At 60.8% G+C, this 20,536-nt stretch carries 23 protein-coding genes; 15 read left to right on the top strand and 8 right to left on the bottom strand.

Annotated elements, in window-relative coordinates:
* Positions 1-54: 54 nt before the first annotated feature.
* Both ACVW0Y_RS21015 and ACVW0Y_RS21010 read right to left on the bottom strand, forming a co-directional pair.
* Entirely contained in the window at positions 55-1,128 is a 1,074-nt protein-coding gene (locus tag ACVW0Y_RS21015; protein ID WP_457441044.1) for an ABC transporter substrate-binding protein, read from the bottom strand.
* The gene (locus ACVW0Y_RS21010; RefSeq protein WP_457441043.1) at positions 1,109-1,387 is read right to left on the bottom strand and encodes a hypothetical protein; all 279 of its coding nucleotides are present in this window, start codon (positions 1,385-1,387) and stop codon (positions 1,109-1,111) included. The genes ACVW0Y_RS21015 and ACVW0Y_RS21010 overlap by 20 nt, the downstream gene beginning before the upstream one ends.
* Before the next feature lie 38 nt (positions 1,388-1,425).
* Here ACVW0Y_RS21010 and ACVW0Y_RS21005 point away from each other — a divergent pair, with 38 nt between their 5' ends.
* Positions 1,426-2,526: a sigma-54 interaction domain-containing protein gene (locus ACVW0Y_RS21005; protein WP_457441042.1), complete on the top strand. Its 1,101-nt coding sequence runs from the start codon at positions 1,426-1,428 to the stop codon at positions 2,524-2,526.
* On the opposite strand, the gene ACVW0Y_RS21000 is transcribed toward ACVW0Y_RS21005, so the two are convergent.
* A complete protein-coding gene (locus ACVW0Y_RS21000; protein ID WP_457441041.1) occupies positions 2,523-3,338 on the bottom strand; it encodes a TatD family hydrolase in 816 nt (271 codons plus the stop codon). The two genes, ACVW0Y_RS21005 and ACVW0Y_RS21000, sit on opposite strands and share 4 nt — an antisense overlap.
* Positions 3,339-3,583: 245 nt before the next feature.
* Here ACVW0Y_RS21000 and ACVW0Y_RS20995 point away from each other — a divergent pair, with 245 nt between their 5' ends.
* Both ACVW0Y_RS20995 and ACVW0Y_RS20990 read left to right on the top strand, forming a co-directional pair.
* Positions 3,584-5,002 (top strand): transglycosylase SLT domain-containing protein, encoded by a 1,419-nt coding sequence (locus tag ACVW0Y_RS20995; protein WP_457441040.1) that lies wholly within the window; start codon positions 3,584-3,586, stop codon positions 5,000-5,002.
* 122 nt (positions 5,003-5,124) lie between these two features.
* A complete protein-coding gene (locus ACVW0Y_RS20990) occupies positions 5,125-5,559 on the top strand; it encodes a DoxX family protein (RefSeq protein ID WP_108097586.1) in 435 nt (144 codons plus the stop codon).
* Between the two features lie 64 nt (positions 5,560-5,623).
* Here the strand turns inward: ACVW0Y_RS20990 and ACVW0Y_RS20985 are convergent, their stop codons facing one another.
* Both ACVW0Y_RS20985 and ACVW0Y_RS20980 read right to left on the bottom strand, forming a co-directional pair.
* Positions 5,624-6,646 carry a lipase secretion chaperone gene (locus ACVW0Y_RS20985; RefSeq protein ID WP_457441039.1) on the bottom strand — a complete coding sequence of 341 codons (1,023 nt, stop codon included), beginning with the start codon at positions 6,644-6,646 and terminating at the stop codon, positions 5,624-5,626.
* Between the two features lie 68 nt (positions 6,647-6,714).
* Positions 6,715-7,659 carry an alpha/beta fold hydrolase gene (locus ACVW0Y_RS20980; RefSeq protein ID WP_457441038.1) on the bottom strand — a complete coding sequence of 315 codons (945 nt, stop codon included), beginning with the start codon at positions 7,657-7,659 and terminating at the stop codon, positions 6,715-6,717.
* 537 nt (positions 7,660-8,196) lie between these two features.
* Between ACVW0Y_RS20980 and ACVW0Y_RS20975 the strand changes: the two genes are divergently transcribed.
* The 4 genes from ACVW0Y_RS20975 to ACVW0Y_RS20960 all read left to right on the top strand — a co-directional run bounded on the left by ACVW0Y_RS20975 (position 8,197) and on the right by ACVW0Y_RS20960 (position 11,510).
* The gene (locus tag ACVW0Y_RS20975) at positions 8,197-8,571 is read left to right on the top strand and encodes a class I SAM-dependent methyltransferase (RefSeq protein WP_457441037.1); all 375 of its coding nucleotides are present in this window, start codon (positions 8,197-8,199) and stop codon (positions 8,569-8,571) included.
* A gap of 167 nt (positions 8,572-8,738) precedes the next feature.
* Positions 8,739-9,878, top strand: a complete 1,140-nt coding sequence (locus ACVW0Y_RS20970; RefSeq protein ID WP_457441036.1) for an acyl-CoA dehydrogenase family protein — start codon at positions 8,739-8,741, stop codon at positions 9,876-9,878.
* Between the two features lie 51 nt (positions 9,879-9,929).
* The gene (locus ACVW0Y_RS20965) at positions 9,930-11,111 is read left to right on the top strand and encodes a CaiB/BaiF CoA transferase family protein (protein ID WP_457441035.1); all 1,182 of its coding nucleotides are present in this window, start codon (positions 9,930-9,932) and stop codon (positions 11,109-11,111) included.
* Between the two features lie 93 nt (positions 11,112-11,204).
* Positions 11,205-11,510 carry an NIPSNAP family protein gene (locus ACVW0Y_RS20960; protein WP_457441034.1) on the top strand — a complete coding sequence of 102 codons (306 nt, stop codon included), beginning with the start codon at positions 11,205-11,207 and terminating at the stop codon, positions 11,508-11,510.
* A gap of 146 nt (positions 11,511-11,656) precedes the next feature.
* Here ACVW0Y_RS20960 and ACVW0Y_RS20955 read toward each other — a convergent pair whose 3' ends face one another.
* From ACVW0Y_RS20955 to ACVW0Y_RS20945, 3 genes are all read right to left on the bottom strand, one after another.
* Positions 11,657-12,151: a SprT family zinc-dependent metalloprotease gene (locus ACVW0Y_RS20955; protein ID WP_457441033.1), complete on the bottom strand. Its 495-nt coding sequence runs from the start codon at positions 12,149-12,151 to the stop codon at positions 11,657-11,659.
* A gap of 123 nt (positions 12,152-12,274) precedes the next feature.
* Positions 12,275-12,874: a Yip1 family protein gene (locus ACVW0Y_RS20950; protein ID WP_457441032.1), complete on the bottom strand. Its 600-nt coding sequence runs from the start codon at positions 12,872-12,874 to the stop codon at positions 12,275-12,277.
* A gap of 167 nt (positions 12,875-13,041) precedes the next feature.
* The gene (locus ACVW0Y_RS20945) at positions 13,042-13,662 is read right to left on the bottom strand and encodes a DNA-J related domain-containing protein (RefSeq protein WP_457441031.1); all 621 of its coding nucleotides are present in this window, start codon (positions 13,660-13,662) and stop codon (positions 13,042-13,044) included.
* Between the two features lie 112 nt (positions 13,663-13,774).
* On the opposite strand from ACVW0Y_RS20945, the gene ACVW0Y_RS20940 reads away from it, so the two are divergent.
* From ACVW0Y_RS20940 to ACVW0Y_RS20905, 8 genes are all read left to right on the top strand, one after another.
* A complete protein-coding gene (locus ACVW0Y_RS20940; protein ID WP_457441030.1) occupies positions 13,775-14,599 on the top strand; it encodes a DUF547 domain-containing protein in 825 nt (274 codons plus the stop codon).
* 199 nt (positions 14,600-14,798) lie between these two features.
* On the top strand, positions 14,799-15,623 hold the full coding sequence (gene ttcA / locus ACVW0Y_RS20935) for a tRNA 2-thiocytidine(32) synthetase TtcA (protein WP_457441029.1): 825 nt from the start codon (positions 14,799-14,801) through the stop codon (positions 15,621-15,623).
* Between the two features lie 70 nt (positions 15,624-15,693).
* Positions 15,694-16,365: a DNA-3-methyladenine glycosylase I gene (locus ACVW0Y_RS20930; RefSeq protein WP_457441028.1), complete on the top strand. Its 672-nt coding sequence runs from the start codon at positions 15,694-15,696 to the stop codon at positions 16,363-16,365.
* Positions 16,366-16,451: 86 nt separating this feature from the next.
* Entirely contained in the window at positions 16,452-17,225 is a 774-nt protein-coding gene (locus tag ACVW0Y_RS20925) for an NAD-dependent deacylase (RefSeq protein ID WP_457441027.1), read from the top strand.
* A 67-nt stretch (positions 17,226-17,292) separates the two neighbouring features.
* Positions 17,293-17,916: a C40 family peptidase gene (locus ACVW0Y_RS20920; protein ID WP_457441026.1), complete on the top strand. Its 624-nt coding sequence runs from the start codon at positions 17,293-17,295 to the stop codon at positions 17,914-17,916.
* A 226-nt stretch (positions 17,917-18,142) separates the two neighbouring features.
* Positions 18,143-18,667: a C40 family peptidase gene (locus tag ACVW0Y_RS20915; protein ID WP_457441025.1), complete on the top strand. Its 525-nt coding sequence runs from the start codon at positions 18,143-18,145 to the stop codon at positions 18,665-18,667.
* Positions 18,668-18,715: 48 nt separating this feature from the next.
* Positions 18,716-19,378, top strand: coding sequence for a class I SAM-dependent methyltransferase (locus ACVW0Y_RS20910; protein ID WP_457441024.1), 663 nt, complete (start codon positions 18,716-18,718; stop codon positions 19,376-19,378).
* A 9-nt stretch (positions 19,379-19,387) separates the two neighbouring features.
* The gene (locus ACVW0Y_RS20905; RefSeq protein WP_457441023.1) at positions 19,388-19,708 is read left to right on the top strand and encodes a hypothetical protein; all 321 of its coding nucleotides are present in this window, start codon (positions 19,388-19,390) and stop codon (positions 19,706-19,708) included.
* Positions 19,709-20,536: the final 828 nt, after the last annotated feature.

The raw sequence follows: 20,536 nt of genomic DNA, 5'->3' as shown, positions 1-20,536 counted from the left end.
ATGCAGCGGGGTGCGCTGTGCGCACCCGTCGAAATCACAGGGCTTTCACCCGGCTCAAGGGTTGGCGCTGACCTGGCCTTTGAGGCTTGGCCAGTAGTCTTCCAGATGCAGATCGATCAGTGCCTGGTTGGTAAAGCGGGTGGCGAAGGATTGGCTGAGGTCCACTTCTTCGCGAATCAGCTTGTTCTCGTAGGCATAGTGCGACAGGGCCTGGTAATGGGCTTTGAGCCGATCATTGCTTTTCGGTGCCCAGCGTTCTTTCCAGCTCACCGGGTCACCCTCGTCATCGCGGCGCAACACGCTTTCGGCGGTGCCGGCTTTGGAGGACAGCAGGTAGTAGGCGTCGCGATTCTGTTCCTGGGAAATCCACCAGGCGGCCTTGACCCAGGCGGTGGCGAGCAACTGGGTGATATCCGGGTAACGCTGGATAAAGTCGTCGGTGCCCCACAGGTCTGAAACCAGGCGCCAGGAGTTGTCACCCTGTTTGGTCGACCAGATGATCTTGCCGACGCCTTTGTCTTCCAGGGCATAGGCTTCGTTCAGCAGCACGGCGGCATCCACCTTGCCGGCCGACACGGCAGCGGCACCCACTTGCGGGTTGAGGTTGGCGATTTTGAAGTCGCTCAGGTTGAGGTTCTTGCTGGCGAGAAAGTTGGTGAAGGCAAACTCCCAAGGCCGGCCGCGGTGCAAGGCCACGCGCTTGCCTTTGAGGTCTTCGATGCTTGTTGCCGTGGAGCCTGCGGGCACCACCAGGTAGACATTGTTGCCGCTGCCACCCGGCACGATCAGTTTGCCCGGTACGCCGCCCGCGCCGCCGATAACCGAGGGCAGGTCGCCACGCACGGCAAAGTCGATGCTGTTATTGGTAAAGCCTTCGTTGATCTGCGGACCGGCACCGGCGTGGGGCAGGGCGATCCACTCGAGTTGCACGCCTTGCTTGGCCAGTTCCTGCTGCAACCAGCCTTCTTCAATCACTCGGCCGGCAATGCCGCCGAAGGTAGGTTTGCCACCCTGGGTAAAAGCCACGATGGCAATCTTCACCGAGCTGGGTTTTTCTGCTGCCGGCACCCCCAGGCTGACGGCCAGGGTCGCCAGCGCTGCCAGGGTGTTACGCCACAATCTGTTCATCTCGCTCTCCTTGAGGCGGAACATCCGCGTTTGTCAGGCAGAGAGCAGAATGCATGCCAGGCGTTGAAAGCCCCGTATTGCCTGGCTTTGCCGTGGTTATGCGGTGGTTTTGGCCAGTGGCGGCCCATGGGTTGATGCTGTTGCCAGCGCAACCACTGCTGACCCATTGCTGCTCCAGCAGCAATGCATCGCTCATAGATGTAAATCGAATATATAAAGATGAATTAATAATTTTTTTATCTATGCTGCCTTCGTGCATGATGGCTGCCAGCGCCCCTTGCCTGCCAGGTATGCACTATGTCGTTGCTCACCCATCCCAATGCCCGTGAACTGACCAAGTCGGTGCGTGCCACCGTGTTGGTTTTCAAAGACCCCCGCTCACAAGAACTGCTGAGTCGTATCGAACGTCTGGCCCCCAGCGAAGCCAATGCGCTGATCATTGGCGAGACCGGTACGGGCAAGGAGTTGGTGGCGCGGCATATCCATAACCTCAGCAATCGCAGCAAGGAACCCTTTGTTGCGGTGAACTGCGGCGCCTTCGCCGAGACCCTGGTGGAGAGCGAGCTGTTTGGCCATGAAAAAGGCGCGTTTACCGGTGCCACCAGCAGCAAGGCCGGCTGGTTCGAAGCGGCAAAGGGCGGCACCCTGTTTCTCGATGAAATCGGCGATCTGCCGCTGAATATGCAGGTGAAGTTGCTGCGCGTGCTGCAGGAGCGCGAAGTGGTGCGCCTGGGTTCACGCACGCCGATTCCGATCAATGTGCGTCTGGTGGCGGCGACCAACGTCAACCTGGCGGATGCCGTGGTGGCCGGACATTTCCGTGAAGACCTGTTCTACCGTCTGCACGTCGCCACCATCCGCCTGCCGCCGCTGCGCGAGCGCCCGGGCGACATCATGCCGCTGGCCGAATTTTTTATGGAAGAACACTGCCAGCGCCTAGGCTACAAACGCGCCAGCCTGAGCGTCGAGGCCGAACACAAACTGCTAAACCACAGCTGGCCGGGCAATATCCGCGAACTGGAAAACGCCATTCACCACGCCTTGCTGGTGTGCCGCAACGAGCGGGTGCAGCCCAACGATCTGCACCTGGTGGATATGCGTGCGACCGGTGTGCGCCACGAGGCACCAGCGACTCACGCCATTAGCCACAGCCCGGTGCCTGCGGTGGCTGGCCCGGCAGACCTGGAGGCTGCGTTGACCGCGCTGTTCGAACAGAATCTGCCGGACCTGTACGAGCACATCGAGGAAACGGTATTTCGCACCGCCTACCGCTTCTGCCACGGCAACCAGCTGCAGACCGGTCGGTTGCTGAATATCAGCCGCAATATCGTCCGCGCGCGCCTGGAAAAGATCGGCGAGATCGCCCCCTCGGCACCGCGGGTCGGCAGCCTGGGCTAAGCCTCGGGCTCAAGCTCCGGCAGGCCGAAGAATGCCCGCGCGCATGCGGTGGTGTGGGCGGCCAGCTGTTCGGCGCTTTCCTCGCGGTGCTTGGCCACTTCGTTGAGCACTTCCAGCAGATACGCCGGCTCATTGCGCCCATTCTTCGGCTTGGGCCGCAAGGTACGTGGCAGCAGGTAGGGCGCATCGCTTTCCAGCATCAGCCGGCCCGGCGGGATTTCCTTCACCAGCGGATGCAGGTGGGTGCCGCGGCGCTCATCGCAGATCCAGCCAGTGATGCCGATGTGCAGGTCCTGATCCAGATAACTGAATAGCGCGCGTTTTTCTCCAGTGAAGCAATGCACCACGGCGGCCGGCAAACGGTCGCGGTAGTCGCGCAGTATCTCCAGCAGGCGCTGGTTGGCGTCGCGCTCATGAAGAAACACCGGCATCTGCAGTTCCACCGCCAGGGCCAACTGTTCCTCCAGGGCTTTCTCCTGCTGCGGGCGCGGCGAGAAATCGCGGTTGAAGTCCAGCCCGCATTCCCCTACGGCACGCACCTGTGCCTCCTGCAATAACCCGCGCAATTGTGTGGCGCTGCTACTGTTCCAACTGCTGGCATCGTGCGGGTGAACGCCGGCGGTACTGAACAGGCGATTGCCGTACTCATCGGTTTGCCGACACAACGCCAGAGCTTTTTCGCTGCCTGCCAGGCTGGTGCCGGTCAGTAGCAGTTGGCAGACGCCGGCCTCATAGGCGCGAGCGAGCACTGCTTCATAGTTCTGGGCGAAGCTGTCGTGGGTCAGATTGACGCCAATGTCGATGAGTTGCATGGTGCTACCTCACTGCGAAGCGGTGCAGCTTAGCATCTGCGTCGGCATATCTATAAAGTCATAAAATACAGCTGGTTATGCGGTGTTGTTAAAGCGGTTGCACACTTTGTCTGGCATCCCGCTGCCAGCTGTGCGACCCTCCGCGCCCTTTTTGCCGGGGAACTAGTCCCTGAGCCCGCCACTTTGAGGCGATCAGAATTTTACGGCGACCGCCCAGCGCCTCTGGCCCGGCGCCTGGAGATTGAATGACGCGAGCCTTGCTGCTTCTACTCTGCCTGGTGTTGCTGCCGTTGCCGGCGGCTGCGCGTCTGGCCGGGCCGCAGGAAGGCTGGCAGCACCCGAGCGAGGTGCGCGACCTCGGCAAGATCCGCAGCAGCGGGGTGCTGCGGGTATTGGTCAACCAGAGCCGCAACAGCTCGGGAGAAGTCAAAGGCCAGGCCATTGGCCTCGAATACCACCGCCTCAAAGCCTTCGAGCAATACCTCAATCGCAACGCCCATGATGGTCGTCCGCTGACCCTGAAGATCATCCCTAAAGCCAAAGACCAATTGCTCGCCGCCCTGCAGCGCGGCGAGGGCGATCTGGTGGTGCCCGGTGAGCTGCTCAATGCCCGCAGTGGCCAGGATGTCAGCCCCAGCATGGCCATTCGCGCCCATGTGCCGCTGGTGCTGGTTGGCCGCCAGGGCAATAAGCGCTACCAGCGCATCGAACAGCTGGCTGGCCGTAGCCTGGCCTTGCCGGCGGGCAGCGCCGCGGCGGAGGCCCTGGAAGAGATCAACCAGCATCTGGCTCTGCGCAAGCTGCCGCCCATCAGCATCGAGTGGGTCGACCCGACGCTGGCCGTGGAAGACGTGCTGGAAATGGTCGAGGCCGGCATCTTTCCCTATACCGCGGTGGAACTGCCGATTGCCGAGCGTTGGAGCAAGGTCATGCCCAATCTGCGCATCGAGCGGCAACTGGTGCTGAGCGAGCAGGGCGATATCAACTGGTTCGTGCGCCCCGATGCGCCAATGCTGCGCGCCGCCATCGACCGCTTTCTAACCGGCTACAGCAGCCCCACCGACCAGGACGTGGCGTTCCAGCGCATCTACCGGCGCCTGTACAAAGTGCATTACCCGCTGGCCCGGGGTGATCGGCAGCGCCTGGAAAAAGTCCGTCCGGTGCTGCAGCGCTATGGCGACGAACAGCATATCGACTGGCTGGCGTTGGCCGCCCTGGCGTTCAAAGAGTCCACCCTCAATCCGGCGGCCCGCGGTAGCGGTGGTGCCACCGGCCTGATGCAGATCACTCCGGCCGCCGCCCGCAGCGTCGGAGTCAGCGATGTAAAAGGCCTGGAAGGCAATGTGCAGGCCAGCGCCAAGTACCTGGCCCGGATCCGCCGCAACTTCTTCAATAGCGCGCAAATCAACGAGCGCGAGCGCATGGCTTTTGTCCTGGCCGCCTATAACCTGGGCCCGCAACGGGTGCAGGGCTTTCGCGCCGAAGCGCGGCGGCGTGGCCTGAATCCCAACCAATGGTTCTTTCAGGTCGAACGTATCGCCATGGAACAGGTGGGAATGGGCGTCGTCAGCTACGTTAATGCGGTGAACAAGTACTACCTGGCCTACGACCGGGAGCGTGCGCAGTTGGTGCCGAAGAACAACGTAGCCAGTTCCAAGAAGTGATGGGGTCGTTAGTGATCTAATAAATCGATATGTATTAGCCGAAAATGCCGCTTTTAGTATCGAATTGATTATTTAAACTACGCCCACCAACACCTATCAAGCCTCCACACAAGGAACGCACCATGAACAAGCTGATCAACACCGTACTCGCTACCCGCGCCGGCTTCGGCATCACCATTCTGCGCGTGATCACCGGTCTGACCTTCGCCTCCCACGGCTCGCAAAAACTCTTCGGCCTGTTTGGCGGCTACGGCCTCGAAGGCACCGGTCAATGGATGGCCAGCATCGGCATCACCCCTGGCTACCTGATGGCCCTGCTGGCCGGCAGCGCCGAATTCTTTGGCGGTCTGGCCCTGGTGATCGGCCTGCTGGTGCGCCCGGCTGCGGCGTCGCTGATCGTGGCCATGCTGGTGGCGATCTTCGCCGTGCATATCGGCAACGGCTTCTTTATGGCCACCAACGGCTTTGAATACGCCCTGATCCTGGCCACCATCAGCGCCGCGCTGCTGGTTGAAGGTGCCGGCAAGTTCTCCCTGGATCGCAAGATCGCTGGTTGATCGAACGGCAATGAACAAGCCCCGCCTAGTGCGGGGCTTTTTTGTGCGTGCGGTAATACCGACGTTAAGGGTTGCTGGCAGACAACGGCACCGCCGCATCCAGCCGCAGCCGTTCGTTTTCGTTGAATTGCTCGTTGGCCAGCTGCTGGATGGCGGCTTGTTTATCGCTGTCGCTCAGGCCTTTCTGGCTTTCGATCTGCGCTTTGCCGGCGGCGAAGGTGGCGATCCGTTGTTTCCAGCCAGCACGCTGCTGGTCCAAGGCTTCCAGGCGGCTGGTGGCTTCGCCACCGACCAGTTGCTGACGCAGGGCGCGCACCTGTTCGGCGCTGGCACCTTGGGCACGCAACTGTTCGGTTTGCGTGTGCAGTTCGTTCTGCAATTGCGGCAGCACCGCTTCCTGCAGTTCTTCCGGCAGGCTGGCGCGCAGTTGGTCCATGGCTGCGCCCTTGGCGGCGGCGTCCAGCTTGTTGTCGTGCTGGATGGCCAGACGCTGCAGGGTGAATTGGTTGTAAGCCTCTTCGCCGGCAAAGAAGGCTTGGTGTGCCTCGGCGCTGAACAGCCGGGCGCGCAGCGCTTGCACGGCGCTTTCGCGTTGGCGCAGGGCGTCGAGGTCGGCCATTTGCGGCAAGTCGCGCTCCAGCTGCACCAGGTCGCGCTTGTACTCGAGGTATTGGTTCAGCAGACCTTGTGCCTGTTCCTGGGCCGGTTGCGGCAGTTGGCTGGCAATGTAGGCGCGCAGGCGTTTGACGCTGTCTTTCAGTGACTCCTCACCGTAGGAGCTGAGGAAGTAATCGAAGATATGGCGAATGTCCGGGGTGATCAGCAGGTTGCCCGCACCGTCCACCTGAAAGCTGCCATCCACTTGGGTGCCTTTGAAGGAGGGCGGCAGTGGCGCGAGGGTGGCGGGCAGGGCGGCGATCTGGGGATTGACCAGGTCTGTCGCCGGCTTGCTGGCAGCGACCGGCGTGGCAGATTTCGGCGCACTGGCCAGCGGGCGCTCGGCGTTATTGTCCAGCGGTTGCAGGTAGAGCATCACCGCCACGCAGACGGCAAAGGAAACGGGCAGCAACAGCAGCAGTTTTTTCATCGGATGTGCGCTCCAGCCAGAGGGCCAGGTGACCGGGCCCAGAGCGGGCCCGGCCGTTGCCAAGGGAATTACAGGCCGACGTTTTTCAAGCGGTTGGCTTGCTGGCGATACACGGTGACAGGGTCGGTCTCGAACAGGCTGGTGAGGCCAAAGGTCTGGTTGACCTCATCAAGGTGATTCATCCGGTAGTCATCGCGAATTACCTGGCCGAGGTGGGAGCTGCATTTGCCCACCAGGCCGTCGTTGGCGGTGCTGCCAAAGGTCAGGGACGAGGCACCGAGCAGCAGGTCGCTCGGGTCCAGGGCGTTGGTCAGCGGGCTGGTGCCACCCCAGGAGTAGTAACGCACGCCGTTGACACTGTAGGCACCTTCTCCGCAGGCACTGGTGGGAATGCCTTGTGGGTACTTGGCGTTGAACACCGCCGCGCCCGCCGTGTTCAGCGACTGCAGTGCGCCCAGGGCGTTCTGCGGCGTGGTGCTGGAGCTGGCGGAGAGGAAATTGATCAATGCGCCCAGGCCGTTGACGATGCCGGCAACGATGCTTTCACCCGCCGAACCCGGCGGGATCTGGCGCAGGAAGTCGGCAGTGGCCGAGCCCTTGTGCGGCGCGCCCACGCTGGTGGCCGAAGCAACCAGATCGGGGCGTACGGCAGCCACATAACGGATGGTCGGGCCGCCATGGCTGTGGCCAATCAGATTGACCTTGGGTTTGCCGCTGATGGCGACGATTTCTTCCACCTGGGCCAGCAATTGCTCACCGCGTTTTTCCGAGGTGTCGAGCTGGCTGACTTCGGTGATGTACACCTTGGCACCGTCGCTACGCAGTGCCGAGGGAATGCCATACCAGTAATCCACGCCAAGAATGCTGTCGAAGCCAAGCATGCCGTGGGCCAGTACCACCGGGTATTTGGTCTGGGTGTAGCCGGTGGAACCGAACAAGCCAGCATCCGCCTGATTGGAAATCAGCAAACCGGAGGCAAGGCAGAGGGCGAGCAGAGTTTTATTGTTGTTCATATGCGCTCTCGCAAGGGATGAATAAGGCAGTTGTCGCCATCCAGGGCAAGCCCCCACGCCCATCCAGGGCGCGTACATCAGCCAGAGCGGTAGTACAGGATTCATGCCACTACAAGCGCAACGCCGGGGGTAGCTCTAGGTCGGTGTTTTTCTGCATGCGCGCGGTTTTTGTCCGACAATTTTCCCTGTTTCCCCTGTTACTGGCTGAAACGACCCCTGCTGCGGATGGCCACTTTTGCCTGGCATAAAGGGTGCCTTGCTGGCACCAGGGCAGCCGGGATATTTCCAGATAACGTACCGGACCTAACCTAAGGATGGGTTGGCACCCTCAGCCATAGCGGGCAAGCCCCAGGGTTGACAGCCTGGCGCCGGCTTCCCTAGGATTGCCGCCAGCGCCGATTTAAACAGCTACTTGCGGGGCGCTCAGCGAAGACAGCTGCACCTGAACAGGGGCCTGCTTCGAAATACCGCTAAAGCGCTGGTTCGGTGCCGCCTCTCACCGCTTCCTGCGAAGCTTTTGAGGCGAGAGACCCGTACATGAATGCCCCTACAGTACTCAATGCCCCCAACTCCCTGGCCCTTGCGCCAACACCTGCTGTTGCTCCGTTGAATCTTCGTCCTTTGCTGCGCCTGGCCCCCATCACCAGCGGCCTGGCCTTGCGCAACCCGAAAATCCTCCTCGGCGGTCACCATCAACCGACTCTGCTGCGCTACCTCGAAGGCTGGCCCAAGCGTTGGGGCGGGCCGCGTACCTTGCAGATCCAGTTCGTCGGCGACAATGAATCGCTGCAGCGCTTTGCCCGCGACAGTTTCGACCTGGCGGTGGTGCAGGCACCGAGCGCCGCAAACCTCGAAAGCTGTGTGAGGGAGTTGGTGCGCGTGGCGCGCCAGGGCCTGATTACTCGCCGCTGACAGCATCGCGGCTAAAAATCCGTAGGAGCGGCTTCAGCCGCGATCCCCGCGCAAAGGGGCGCTCTCCCTGACCGAATACGTCAACCGCCCTTGAGCACTTGCGTCATTGAGCCCTGCGCTGAGCGGTGCCTACCCTGCGGAACAATAAATTCGCAGGGAGCCACCCGATGCAACGCATTCATTTCGAGACCGAACACAACCTGTTTCGCGAGGCGTTTCGCGCCTTTTTGCAGAAGGAAGTGGTGCCCCATCAGGATGCCTGGGAAGAGGCCGGGGTGGTCAGCCGGGAAGTGTGGCTGAAGGCCGGCGAAATGGGTTTTCTGCTGCCCTGGGCCGACGAGGAATACGGTGGCAGTGGCCTGAAGGATTTCCGCTACGAGCAGATCATGTGCGAGGAACTGGCCAATATTAACGAGGCCGGTTTTATGCTGCCGCTGCACTCGGCGCTGTGCGGTCCCTATATCGCCGATTACGGCAATGCCGAACAGAAAGCGCGGTTTCTGCCGGGCATCATTCGTGGCGAGTGCATCCTCGCCGTGGCCATGACCGAACCCAGCGCCGGCTCTGACCTGGCGGGCATGCGAACCACCGCGGTCGACAAGGGCGATCACTACGAACTCAACGGCTCCAAAGTGTTTATCTCCAACGGCCTGCTGGCCGATCTGGTGATTGTCGCGGCCAAGACCGATCCAGCCAATAAACATGCCATGGGCCTGTTTCTGGTGGAGCGCGGCATGGAAGGTTTCGAGCGCGGGCGCAACCTGAAAAAGCTCGGCATGAAGAGCCAGGACACCGCCGAGCTGTTCTTCAATAACGTCAAAGTGCCCAAGGAAAACCTGCTGGGCGACGCCAAGGGCGGCTTCTTCTATTTGATGAATATGCTCGCCCAGGAACGCCTGACCAACGCTTGCGGCGCAGTTGGCGGCGCGGAGGCGGCGTTGCAGGTGACCATCGACTACGTCAAAGAGCGCAAGGCCTTCGATCGGCCGATTTCGCACTTCCAGAACACCCGCTTCAAACTCGCCGAAATGCGCACCCAGGTGGACGTCGCGCAGGTGTTTGTCGATCGCTGCGTGATGGACCACAACCAGAAAAAACTTACCCCGGAAGTGGCGGCCGAGGCCAAACTCTTTACCACTGAACTGCTTGGCAAGGTGGTCGACGAAGGCGTGCAGCTGCATGGCGGCTGGGGTTATATGTGGGAATACCCGATCTGCAAGATGTACGCGAATGCGCGTATCCAGCGGATCTTCGCCGGCACCTCGGAAATCATGAAAGAGATCATCAGCCGCGGTATGAAGCTCTGACTCCACCCTCGCTCACCACCAGCCAGGCTGACAATAAAAAAGGAAAGCGCCATGAAAGGCCCGCTGTCGTCGCTGAAAATTCTGGATTTCTCCACCCTGTTGCCGGGCCCCTTTGCCTCGTTGCTGCTGGCCGATATGGGTGCCGATGTGCTGCGGGTGGAGTCGCCCAGCCGCATGGACCTGGTGCGCGTGTTGCCACCCCACGATCAAGGCGTGTCCGCCAGCCATGCCTACCTCAACCGCAATAAACGCGGCATCGCCCTGGACCTGAAACAGGCCGCAGCGGTGGAGGTGGTCAAGCAGTTGGTGCAGGACTACGACATCGTGCTTGAACAGTTCCGCCCCGGCGTGATGGACAAACTCGGCGTGGGCTATGAAGCGCTGAAAGCCATCAATCCCAAGCTGATTTATGTGTCGATCACCGGCTACGGCCAGACCGGCCCGTACAAAAACCGCGCCGGCCACGACATCAATTACCTCGCGCTGTCCGGCATCGCCGACCAAACCGGGCGCATCGACAGCGGCCCGTTGCCGTTGGGTATCCAGGCCGCAGACATTGCCGGCGGATCGCTGCACGGTGTGATGGGCTTGTTGGCAGCCGTGATCCAGCGCCAGGTGACGGGCGAGGGGCAGTACATCGATATCAGCATGACGGACTGCATCTTCAGCCTGCACGCCATGGCCGGAGCGGGTTACCTGGCCTGTGGCGAAGAGCCGAAGATGCAAAGTCAGGCGCTGAATGGCGGCAGCTTTTATGACTACTACCGTACCCGCGATGGCCGCTGGTTTTCCGTGGGCAGTCTGGAACCCCAGTTTATGCAGCAGTTTTGCGCCGCCATCGGTCGGCCGGAATTGGCGGCCCATGGTCTGTCGCCCAAGCCAGAACAGCAGCAGGCGCTCAAGCAGCAAATCCAGCTGGAGTTCGAAAAGCGCGACTTCGCTGAATGGAGCGAAGTTTTCGCCGGGTTGGATGCCTGTGTCGAACCGATGTTGAGCCTGGCGGAAGCCGTTGAACACCCGCAACTGCAGGCTCGTGGATTGGTGGTGGAAGTGCCGCGCGAAGGCAGCACGCCGCAGCGGCAGATGGCGTGCCCGATCAAGTTCTCCAGCGGCTTGCCGGTGCCTCGGCATATCGGTGCGCCTGTGGGCGCACACACCGCGCAGGTATTGGCAGAGCTGGGATACACCGCAGAGCAGATTGCTTCGTTGCGGGCTGGTAAGGTGATTGCCTGAACATCGCGGCTAAAACCGCCCCTGCCGAGAGCACACTCCGTAGGAGCGGCTTCAGCCGCGATTCCTGCAAACACCGTTATCGAGATCTACCCGATGGTCACCTGCTACCTACGCTACGTGCTCGACCCCAACAAACTCACCGAATTCGAACACTACGGCAAATTGTGGATTCCTCTGGTGGAGCGCTTCGGCGGCCAGCACCACGGTTATTTTCTGCCGTCCGAAGGTGCCAACAATATTGCCTTGGCGCTGTTTACCTTTCCCAGCCTGGCAACCTACGAACAGTACCGAATCGACTCCATGCAGGATGCCGAATGCCTGGCGGCGTTTAAGTACGCGAAGGACACCCAGTGCGTTCTCAGTTACGAGCGCAGCTTTTTTCGGCCGGTGTTTGAGTAGGTTTAACTCGCGTTAAAACGTCCGCCGGCCCAGCGCAGGCTGGGGCCCAGAGTTTTGCAGTGAACGGCGTTTCCTGAAGGAATCTGGATCCCAGCCTGCGCTGGGATGACGGGCGAGGGGGCAGCGATACCTATCCCGACAACGCTCTATTCTTCCCGCTGCTCACCGCTAAACACCAAGGTCGCTTTGCAGCTGCGGCAGTAGTAGCGCCGGCCTTTGCGCACCAGGGTGTGGCGTTGGGCGGAGAAGGGGAAGTCGCGGTCGGGGCAGGCGCAGCTGTAGACATAGCGGGTCACGCTGCGACGCTGGATCTCATAGCTGTGACAGCGATCCGCCGGCAGTTCGTAAACGCCCTGCATGATCAGTTGCCATTCCTCACCATGGGGCTGGATATGCCGGCCGAACATTTCGCGGGCAATCATATGCGCGACCTCGTGGGCCACGGTCTGTTTGAGGAAGTGTTCCTGGTTTTCGCGGTACAGCTGGGGGTTGAAGCGCAGCAGGTTTTCATCGAGGTGGGCCACCCCGGCTTTTTGCCCACGTAACTTGAGGCTGACTTCGGGGCGGGTAAAGCGGCGTCTGAAAAACGCTTCGGCTTGCTGGTAACAAGCCTCGACACGAGCATTAAGCAGTTCGGGCATCGAGTTCCTCCGGATAACGGAGGCGATTATGCCCAAGCGCATCGCGGGCCACTTGCCTAAAACAACGAAACCGCCAAACGGCGGTTTTGTTGTCCTGTTCATGGGCGTGTCAGTTGCTGATGTTCAGCTGGTATAGACCGGGCCTACGCCCATTTCCCAGAAGATCACCGACATCGCGATCATCGCCACCAGCACCACCAGGCCCACCGCCAGCACCGAGCTGGAGAACAGAAAGCCTTCGTCCTGATGAATGTTCATAAAGGTCGGTATGCCTACGTACAGCAGGTACACCGTGTAGCAGATGGCCGCCGTACCGACGAACATGGCCAGCCACAGGTTCGGATAGAGCGCCGCCAGGCCGCCGATAAACAGCGGTGTTGCGGTATACGCAGCAAAGACGATACAGCGGCCCATATCGGGGCTGGCATCGTAGGTGCGCGCCATCCAGTTGATAAACGCCCCCATGACCGCCACCCCACCGAGCATCGCCAGGTAGGTCATGACCGTCATCCACAGGGCACTGGCTTCGGTGAGCATGACCGGCGAGCCATTGCCCACCGTCCAGCCCACCTGGGTTGTTCCTATATAGGCAGAAACTGCGGGAATCGCAGCGAGGATCAGCACATGGGTGAGATACATATGGCTGATGCTTTCTTCTTCGCCGCGGATCTCTTGCCACTCTTGATCTGGATGCGCGAAGAGCCCCCAAACGTGATGGATCATACGAGACACCTCCTCTTGTTATAACGGTCGCCCCCCAGCGTAGCGCCCGGCACGCGTGATTAGCGTTACTGGGTGCAGGGCCGAACCAATGCGACCGTATGTCGCAGTATAGGCAGGGGCTGGAGGCCGCGTGGGACGTGGTTTTAGAGCAAATCAGTCTCTAAAGTTCAGCGGTAATAGCGGGTAAGAATTTCCATCGCCAGATTGATCGACTGCAACCTGGAAGTGCTACCGCCGCGGTCCGGATGGTGCTGGCTGACCAGTTGCCGGTAACGCTGTTTGATAGTGGCGAGATTGAGCGTCTGGGTACTGTTGTCGAGCTCGAACAGTTCCAGCGCTGCACGCTTTTCGTCACCACCTTGCATACGTTTCCAGAAGCTGGTGAGAAGTTTCTCCACATCACCTTCGTTGGTGTCGTGCAAATGGCTGGTATCTAGGTAGTAGGTGCGCAGCGGATCCGCTTCACTAAGCGCCGCCTGGCCCGCGACATAAGGCAGCAATTGCAGGCTTAACGGATTGATCGCCAGGTGCGCACTTTCTTCCTGCCAGAGGCGGTCGCGCAGCCGGTAGAGGGCGTTGAACAACAGGAAGTGGGTGCGGAACAGCACCAGTTTGTCGGCCAGCCCGAGGTTCGGAATGTGGGTGGAGTGGCGTTTTTTCAGCTGCTGAATCAGCTGGTATTCACTGCAGCCGTCGGGCGATTCACGCAGCAATTGCAGCACCTGTTCGGTCAAGTCCAGGCTGTTGTCCAGGTCGGCAGAGGGGGGGGAGGCGGGGTTGGCAGTCATGGCCGCAGCCTAGCACAGCCACCGCAACGGCTTGTGTGGTGGAACTCGCAAGGTTCAGACCTGTCCCACCCAGCAGACTACGGCCCGTGTAGCCGTCATGGAGAATCATCGTATGCGCCGGTTGCGCACCCTGTTCGTTATCGCCTCTTTGCTGTTTGCTGGCCTACTTTCCAATGCTGTGTGGGCCGCTCCGTCTGCCGATCCGTGGGATATCTGGAACGCCAGCGATGAAAGTCGCGCCGCCCATATCGACCATAGCGCCTGGCAGGAACTGCTGACCCGTTACCTGAAAACCAGCCCCGAAGACGGCATCGCGCGCTTCGACTATGCCCATGTCGACTCGGTGCACCGGCGTTTGCTGGACGTCTATATCGAGCAGCTCAGCGACCTTGATCCACGCCAGTTCACCCGTGCCGAACAGTTCGCCTACTGGGTGAACCTGTACAACGCCCTGGTCACCCAGCTGGTGCTGAAGAAATACCCGGTGGACTCGATCACCAGCCTGGGTGCCTGGTACCAGTTCGGCCCGTGGGACAAGAAGGTCACCGAAGTGGCTGGCCAGAAGCTCAGCCTCAACGATATCCAACACCGCATCCTGCGCCCGTTGTGGAAAGATCCCCGGGTGTTCTACGTCCTCAACTGCGCCAGCCTGGGTTGCCCAAACCTGCCGGCCTTTACCCTCAGCACGAAAAACACCGAGCAGCAGCTGAATGACGGTGCCCGCGCCTATATCAATGACCCGCGTGGCGTCGCCTTCGAGGACAAGAAGCTGGTGCTGTCGCGGATTTATGACTGGTACGCCGATGACTTCGGTGGCGAAAACGGTGTGCGCGAGCACCTGCTCAAATACGCCGAGCCGGCCCTGGCGCTGAAGCTCAAGGCTTTCGAGGGCAAGATCCGCTATCGCTTTGACTGGGATCTGAACGCCGCCAAATAGGCGTGTGACCCGTAGGAGCGGCTTTAGCCGCTGGGAGCGGAGTTGGTCGCTCCATCGAAGATCAACAGCATCGCGGCTGAAGCCGCTCCTACGGGGGGCGGAGGTGGTCGAGCGTTTTTAACGCGCAGTGGGGTAGGGCATTTCTACCTTTCTGCGTAAAATGCCGCATCTTTTCGTACCTTCCGGACCGCATCGCACCATGGGCACCCTTTCGGTTAATCAAAGCAAACTGCAGAAACGCCTGCGCCGTCAGGCTGGCGAGGCTGTTACCGACTTCAACATGATCGAAGACGGCGACAAGGTGATGGTCTGCCTGTCGGGCGGGAAAGACAGTTACACCATGCTCGACGTGTTGCTCCACCTGCAGAAAGTGGCACCGATCCAGTTCGAAATCGTTGCTGTGAACATGGACCAGAAGCAGCCCGGCTTCCCTGAACACGTGTTGCCGCAGTACCTGGAAAGCATTGGTGTGCCGTACCACATCGTGGAAAAGGACACCTACTCGGTGGTCATGGACAAGGTGCCGGAAGGCAAGACCACCTGTTCGCTGTGCTCGCGCCTGCGCCGCGGCACCCTGTACACCTTCGCCGACGAGATCGGCGCGACCAAGATGGCCCTGGGGCACCACCGCGACGACATCCTGGAAACCTTCTTCCTCAATATGTTCTACGGCGGCACCCTCAAGGCCATGCCGCCCAAGTTGCGTGCCGATGACGGCCGCAACGTGGTGATCCGTCCGCTGGCCTACTGCAGCGAGAAGGACATCGAGGCCTACTCCGACCTGCAAGGCTTCCCGATCATTCCGTGCAACCTCTGTGGCTCGCAGGAAAACCTGCAGCGCAAGGTGGTCAAGGAAATGCTCCTGGAGTGGGAGCGCAAAACCCCGGGTCGTACCGAGATCATGTTCCGCGCCCTGCAGAACGTAATGCCCTCGCAACTGGCTGATCGCAAGCTGTTCGACTTCGAGAATCTGCGCATCGACGAAAGCGCACCGTCGCGGTTTCTCGACGTGATGAACCTGTAATCCGACAGGCACCTATATATAGAAGGCCATGTGCACGCAGCTGCGTCCCACGGCCATATAAGGAAGCGGCATGCGCGACTACAAATGGCTGAACGAATACTGCCTTAACCGCTTTGGCTCACAGGCCAAGCTCGACGCCCAGCTGCCCAGTGTCAAAACCCCAGCGCAGCTGCGCAAAATCACCGACGACCGTTATTTGTCCTTGATTGCGTTAAGGGTTTTTCGTGCCGGCCTCAAGCACAGCCTGGTCGACGCCAAATGGCCGGCGTTCGAGCAAGTGTTCTTCGCTTTCGACCCGGAAAAGGTCGTGCTGATGGGCGCTGACCACCTTGAACGGCTGATGCAGGACACCCGCATCATCCGCCACCTGGGCAAGCTCAAGAGCGTGCCGCGTAATGCGCAGTTCGTGCTGGATGTGGCAAAAGAACAGGGCAGTTTCGGCGCGCTGATCGCTGATTGGCCGGTGACCGATATCGTCGGCCTGTGGAAATACCTGGCCAAACACGGCAGTCAGCTGGGCGGGCTGTCGGCACCGCGCTTTCTGCGTATGGCTGGCAAGGACACCTTTATCCCGACCGACGATATGGTCGCCGCCCTCAAAGCCCAGGACATCATCGACAAGGCACCCACCAGTCTCAAGGACCTGGCCGCCGTTCAGGCCGCGTTCAATACCTGGCACGAGCAGAGTGGCCGGTGCTTGGCGCAGCTGTCGTGGATGTTGGCGCATACGGTCAATCATTGAGTCATCGGTTTTTGTGGCAGGGCGTCAGCCGCGGCTCCTGCAAACGCAAACATCACAAGCATCGCGGCTAAAGCCGCTCCCACAAGATGAGGTGTTTGGTGACCGACCCACGTCTAGTTGAAGCCCTGCAGCGCGCCGAGCGCATGTTGATCATCACCGGCGCGGGGTTGTCTGCCGACTCGGGCTTGCCGACCTATCGCGGCCTTGGCGGCCTGTATAACGGCGAAACGGCGGAAGGCATCCCCATCGAGGCGGCGCTGTCCGGACCGATGCTGCAGCGCGATCCGGCGCTGTGCTGGAAGTACCTGGCCGAGCTTGGTCGCGCCTGCCTGAACGCCAAACCCAACGCTGGCCATTACGCCATTGCCGAAATGCAGCGGCGCAAACCCGGGTGCTGGGTGCTGACGCAGAATATCGACGGCTATCACCGTCAGGCGGGTTGCGACCCCGAGCGATTGATCGAGATCCACGGCGAGCTGGCACCGCTGTACTGTCAATCCTGTGGGGCGGTGAGCGAGGAATTGGCGGGCCACTTGGACCGCCCCTTGCCACCGAGGTGCGAACAATGTGCGGGGATTCTCCGACCGCCGGTCGTTCTGTTCGAAGAAATGCTCCCCGAGAAAGCCATCGAAACGCTCTACCACGAGCTTCGCAAGGGTTTTGACCTGGTTATCGCCGTGGGTACCACCGCGAGCTTTCCGTATATCGCCGAGCCGGTGCTGCGCACCCGTCAGGCAGGGGGCTTTACCCTGGAGATCAACCCGCAGGACGGGGCTTTGAGCCCATTTGTGGACGTCCATATTCGCGGAAAAGCGTTAGATGTTTTGCCGATACTACTGAGTCACACTCCGGCCAATTAAATTTGCATATAACCGTTATGGAAGGCATATTCGCGCCTTCATAAACTTTTCGTCCACGGTCGTGCCCATGCTAAAACGCTCTGCACCCCTCGTGCCCCTAGCACTTTCAGTGTTTCTTGTGGCCTGCGCCAGCTATCAGCCGGCCCCGCAAGTAGCTGAAGCTCCAAAGCAAAACGTCAGCCAGCAGATGGCTGAAGAGGACGACGGCCTTGACCCGTTGCCGGATTTTGCTCAGGACCAACCGTACCAACTCCCGTCTTTCGCGGACAGCATCCTGGCCCATGGCCTGTCGCTGGTGGGCACCCGTTACCGCTTCGGTGGTACCTCGGCCAACACCGGCTTCGACTGCAGCGGCTTTATCGGTTATCTGTTCAAGGAAGAGGCGGGCATGAGCCTGCCGCGTTCCACCCGCGAAATGATCAACCTCGATGCCCCGCTGGTGGCGCGTGATGATCTGCAACCGGGCGACCTGTTGTTCTTCAGCACCCGTGGCCGTGGCCGCGTCAGCCACGCCGGTATCTACCTGGGCGATGACCAGTTCATCCACTCCAGCAGCAGCAAGAGCGGCGGCGTGCGGGTAGACAGCCTGGACGACAAATACTGGAGCCGTACCTTTATCGAAGCCAAACGTGCACTGGCACTGGCCTCGGTGAACACTGCTCAAGTCAGCCGTAACCCACTGCATCCGTAAGTGCGTTTCGCCCGACAACAAAACCCCCGTTAATCGGGGGTTTTGTGTTTTTGGCTTCCCCCATGTGCTTGTAGGAGCGGCTTCAGCCGCGATGATTTTGGTTTCTTTGTTGGCAGGATTCGCGGCTAAAACCGCTCCGGCGAAGTGGATGGTTGCCCAACCAGCTCTTGCACCCCGCGCGTCTCAAGGGCAGAGTACGCCGAACCACCTCTGAGCCGCCTCGCTTATGCCCGCTCCGGCCCGCGTCATTCTTGCGTTACTCGCTGCGCTGCTTTCTGCCTGCGCCAGCTCGCCAACCCCTTCAAAACCCATCGTCTATGCCCCGCCCAGCGTTGAACAAAGCGATGCGGCGGGCGATGTGCTGTTTCGCGCCCTCGGTCTGGTGGGCACGCCATACCGCTACGGCGGCAACACTCCGGACAGCGGCTTCGACTGCAGCGGCCTGATCGGCTATGTGTACCGCGACGCGGCCGGCATCTCGCTGCCGCGCTCCACCTCCGAGCTGATCAGCCTGCGCGCGCCGAGCATCAAACGTGAGGCGCTGCAGGCCGGTGATCTGGTGTTCTTCGCCACGGCCGGTGGCGGCAAGGTCAGCCATGCCGGCATCTATGTCGGTGAAGGGCGTTTTGTCCACGCGCCGTCCAGCGGCGGCACCGTGCGCCTGGACAGTCTCTCTACCGCTTATTGGATGAAAAGTTACCTCGACGCCAAGCGCGTTCTGGGGCCAGACCGGTTGGCACGGACGCCGTGACCCACCGGCAATAACAGCTGTGCCGTTTCACTGCCCAGGATGGACCCCATGACCGCTCGAACCCTTGCGCTCGATGATGCGCTGTACAGCTATCTGCTCGATGTTTCCCTGCGTGAAACCCCTTTGCTCAAATGCCTGCGCGAAGAAACCCAGGCCTTGCCCATGGCGCGCTGGCAAGTGGCACCGGAGCAGGGCCAGTTTCTTGCCTTGCTGGTGAAATTGACCGGTGCCAAGCGTCTGCTGGAAATCGGCACCTTTACCGGCTACAGCGCCCTGTGCATGGCTAGCGCCTTGCCTGAAGACGGTCACCTGCTGTGCTGCGATCTGCCCGGCGACTACAACCACATTGCGCGCCGCTACTGGTTCCAAGCCGCAGTGCAAGAGCGCATCGAACTGCGCCTGGCACCGGCGCTGGAAACCTTGGGGCAGCTGGAGCGGGAAGGGCGCGGCGAAAGCTTCGACCTGATCTTTATCGACGCCGACAAAGCCAACTACCCGATTTATCTGGAGCACGCCCTGGCTCTGGTGCGCAAAGGCGGGGTGATTTTGTTCGATAACACCCTGTGGAGCGGCCGCGTGCTCGAACAGGCACCGGACAGCGCCGATACCCGTGCCATCCAGAACCTCAACCGACGGCTGAAAACCGATCAGCGCGTCGACCTGTCGTTGCTGCCCCTCGGTGACGGCCTGACGCTGTGCCGCAAACGCTAACTGGCCACCATGCCTGAGCCGATACGCCTGCCGCCGCAACCGGACCAGTGCGAACTGTGCCGGCGACCTGTGCCGCTGACCCGCCATCACCTGATCCCCAAGGCCCTGCACAACAAGCCCTATGTGCAGAAACGGTTCGGCAAAAGCGCACGCATCACCGCCACCCTGTGGGTGTGTCGGGCCTGCCATAACCAGATTCATCGCTTGTTCAGCGAGAAGGAACTGGCGCTGACCTACAACAGCCGCGAGGTGTTGTTGGCGGATGAGCGGATGCAGACGTTTGTGGAGTGGTTGGCCATGAAACCGCCAGGCTTTAACCCCCGTCATTAACCCCATCATCCGTCGTCCCAGCGAAGGCTGGGACCCAGAATGCGGCGTTATGCGTATTTCCCTGAGCCAGCTGGATCCCAGCCTGCGCTGGGATGACGGTGCTTGCGGGGATGCTGGTGGTGTTGCGCGCGCCAGCGTCTGCGCATTGGTTGGCCATGAAGCCGTCGGGCTTTAACCCCCGTCATTAACCCCATCACCCGTCGTCCCAGCGAAGGCTGGGACCCAGAATGCGGCGTTATGCGTATTTCCCTGAGCCAGCCTGGATCCCAGCCTGCGCTGGGATGACGGTGCTTGCTGGGATGCTGGTGGTGTTGAGCGCGCCAGCGTCTGAGGAGTGGTTGGTCATGAAGCCGTCGGGCTTTAGTCCCCGTCATTAACCCCATCATCCGTCGTCCCAGCGAAGGCTGGGACCCAGAATGCTGCGTCGTGCGTATTTCCCTGAGCCAGCCTGGATCCCAGCCTGCGCTGGGATGACGATGCTTGCTGGGATGCTGGTGGTGTTGCGCGCGCCAGCGTCTGAGGAGTGGTTGGCCATGAAGCCGCCAGTCTTTAGTCCCCGTCATTAACCCCATCATCCGTCGTCCCAGCGAAGGCTGGGACCCAGAATGCTGCGTCGTGCGCATTTCCCTGAGCCAGCCTGGATCCCAGCCTGCGCTGGGATGACGGTGCTTGCAGGGGGACGGTGGTGTGGAGCGCGCTAGCGTCTGCGCAGTGGTTGGCCATGAAACCGCCAGGCTTTAACCCCCGTCATTAACCCCATCACCCGTCGTCCCAGCGAAGGCTGGGACCCAGAATGCGGCGTTATGCGTATTTCCCTGAGCCAGCCTG

It is taken from the genome of Pseudomonas sp. TE3786, assembly GCF_054057335.1.
The sequence above is the reverse complement of the archived record's forward strand: the minus strand, read 5'-3'. Positions and strand labels throughout refer to the sequence as shown.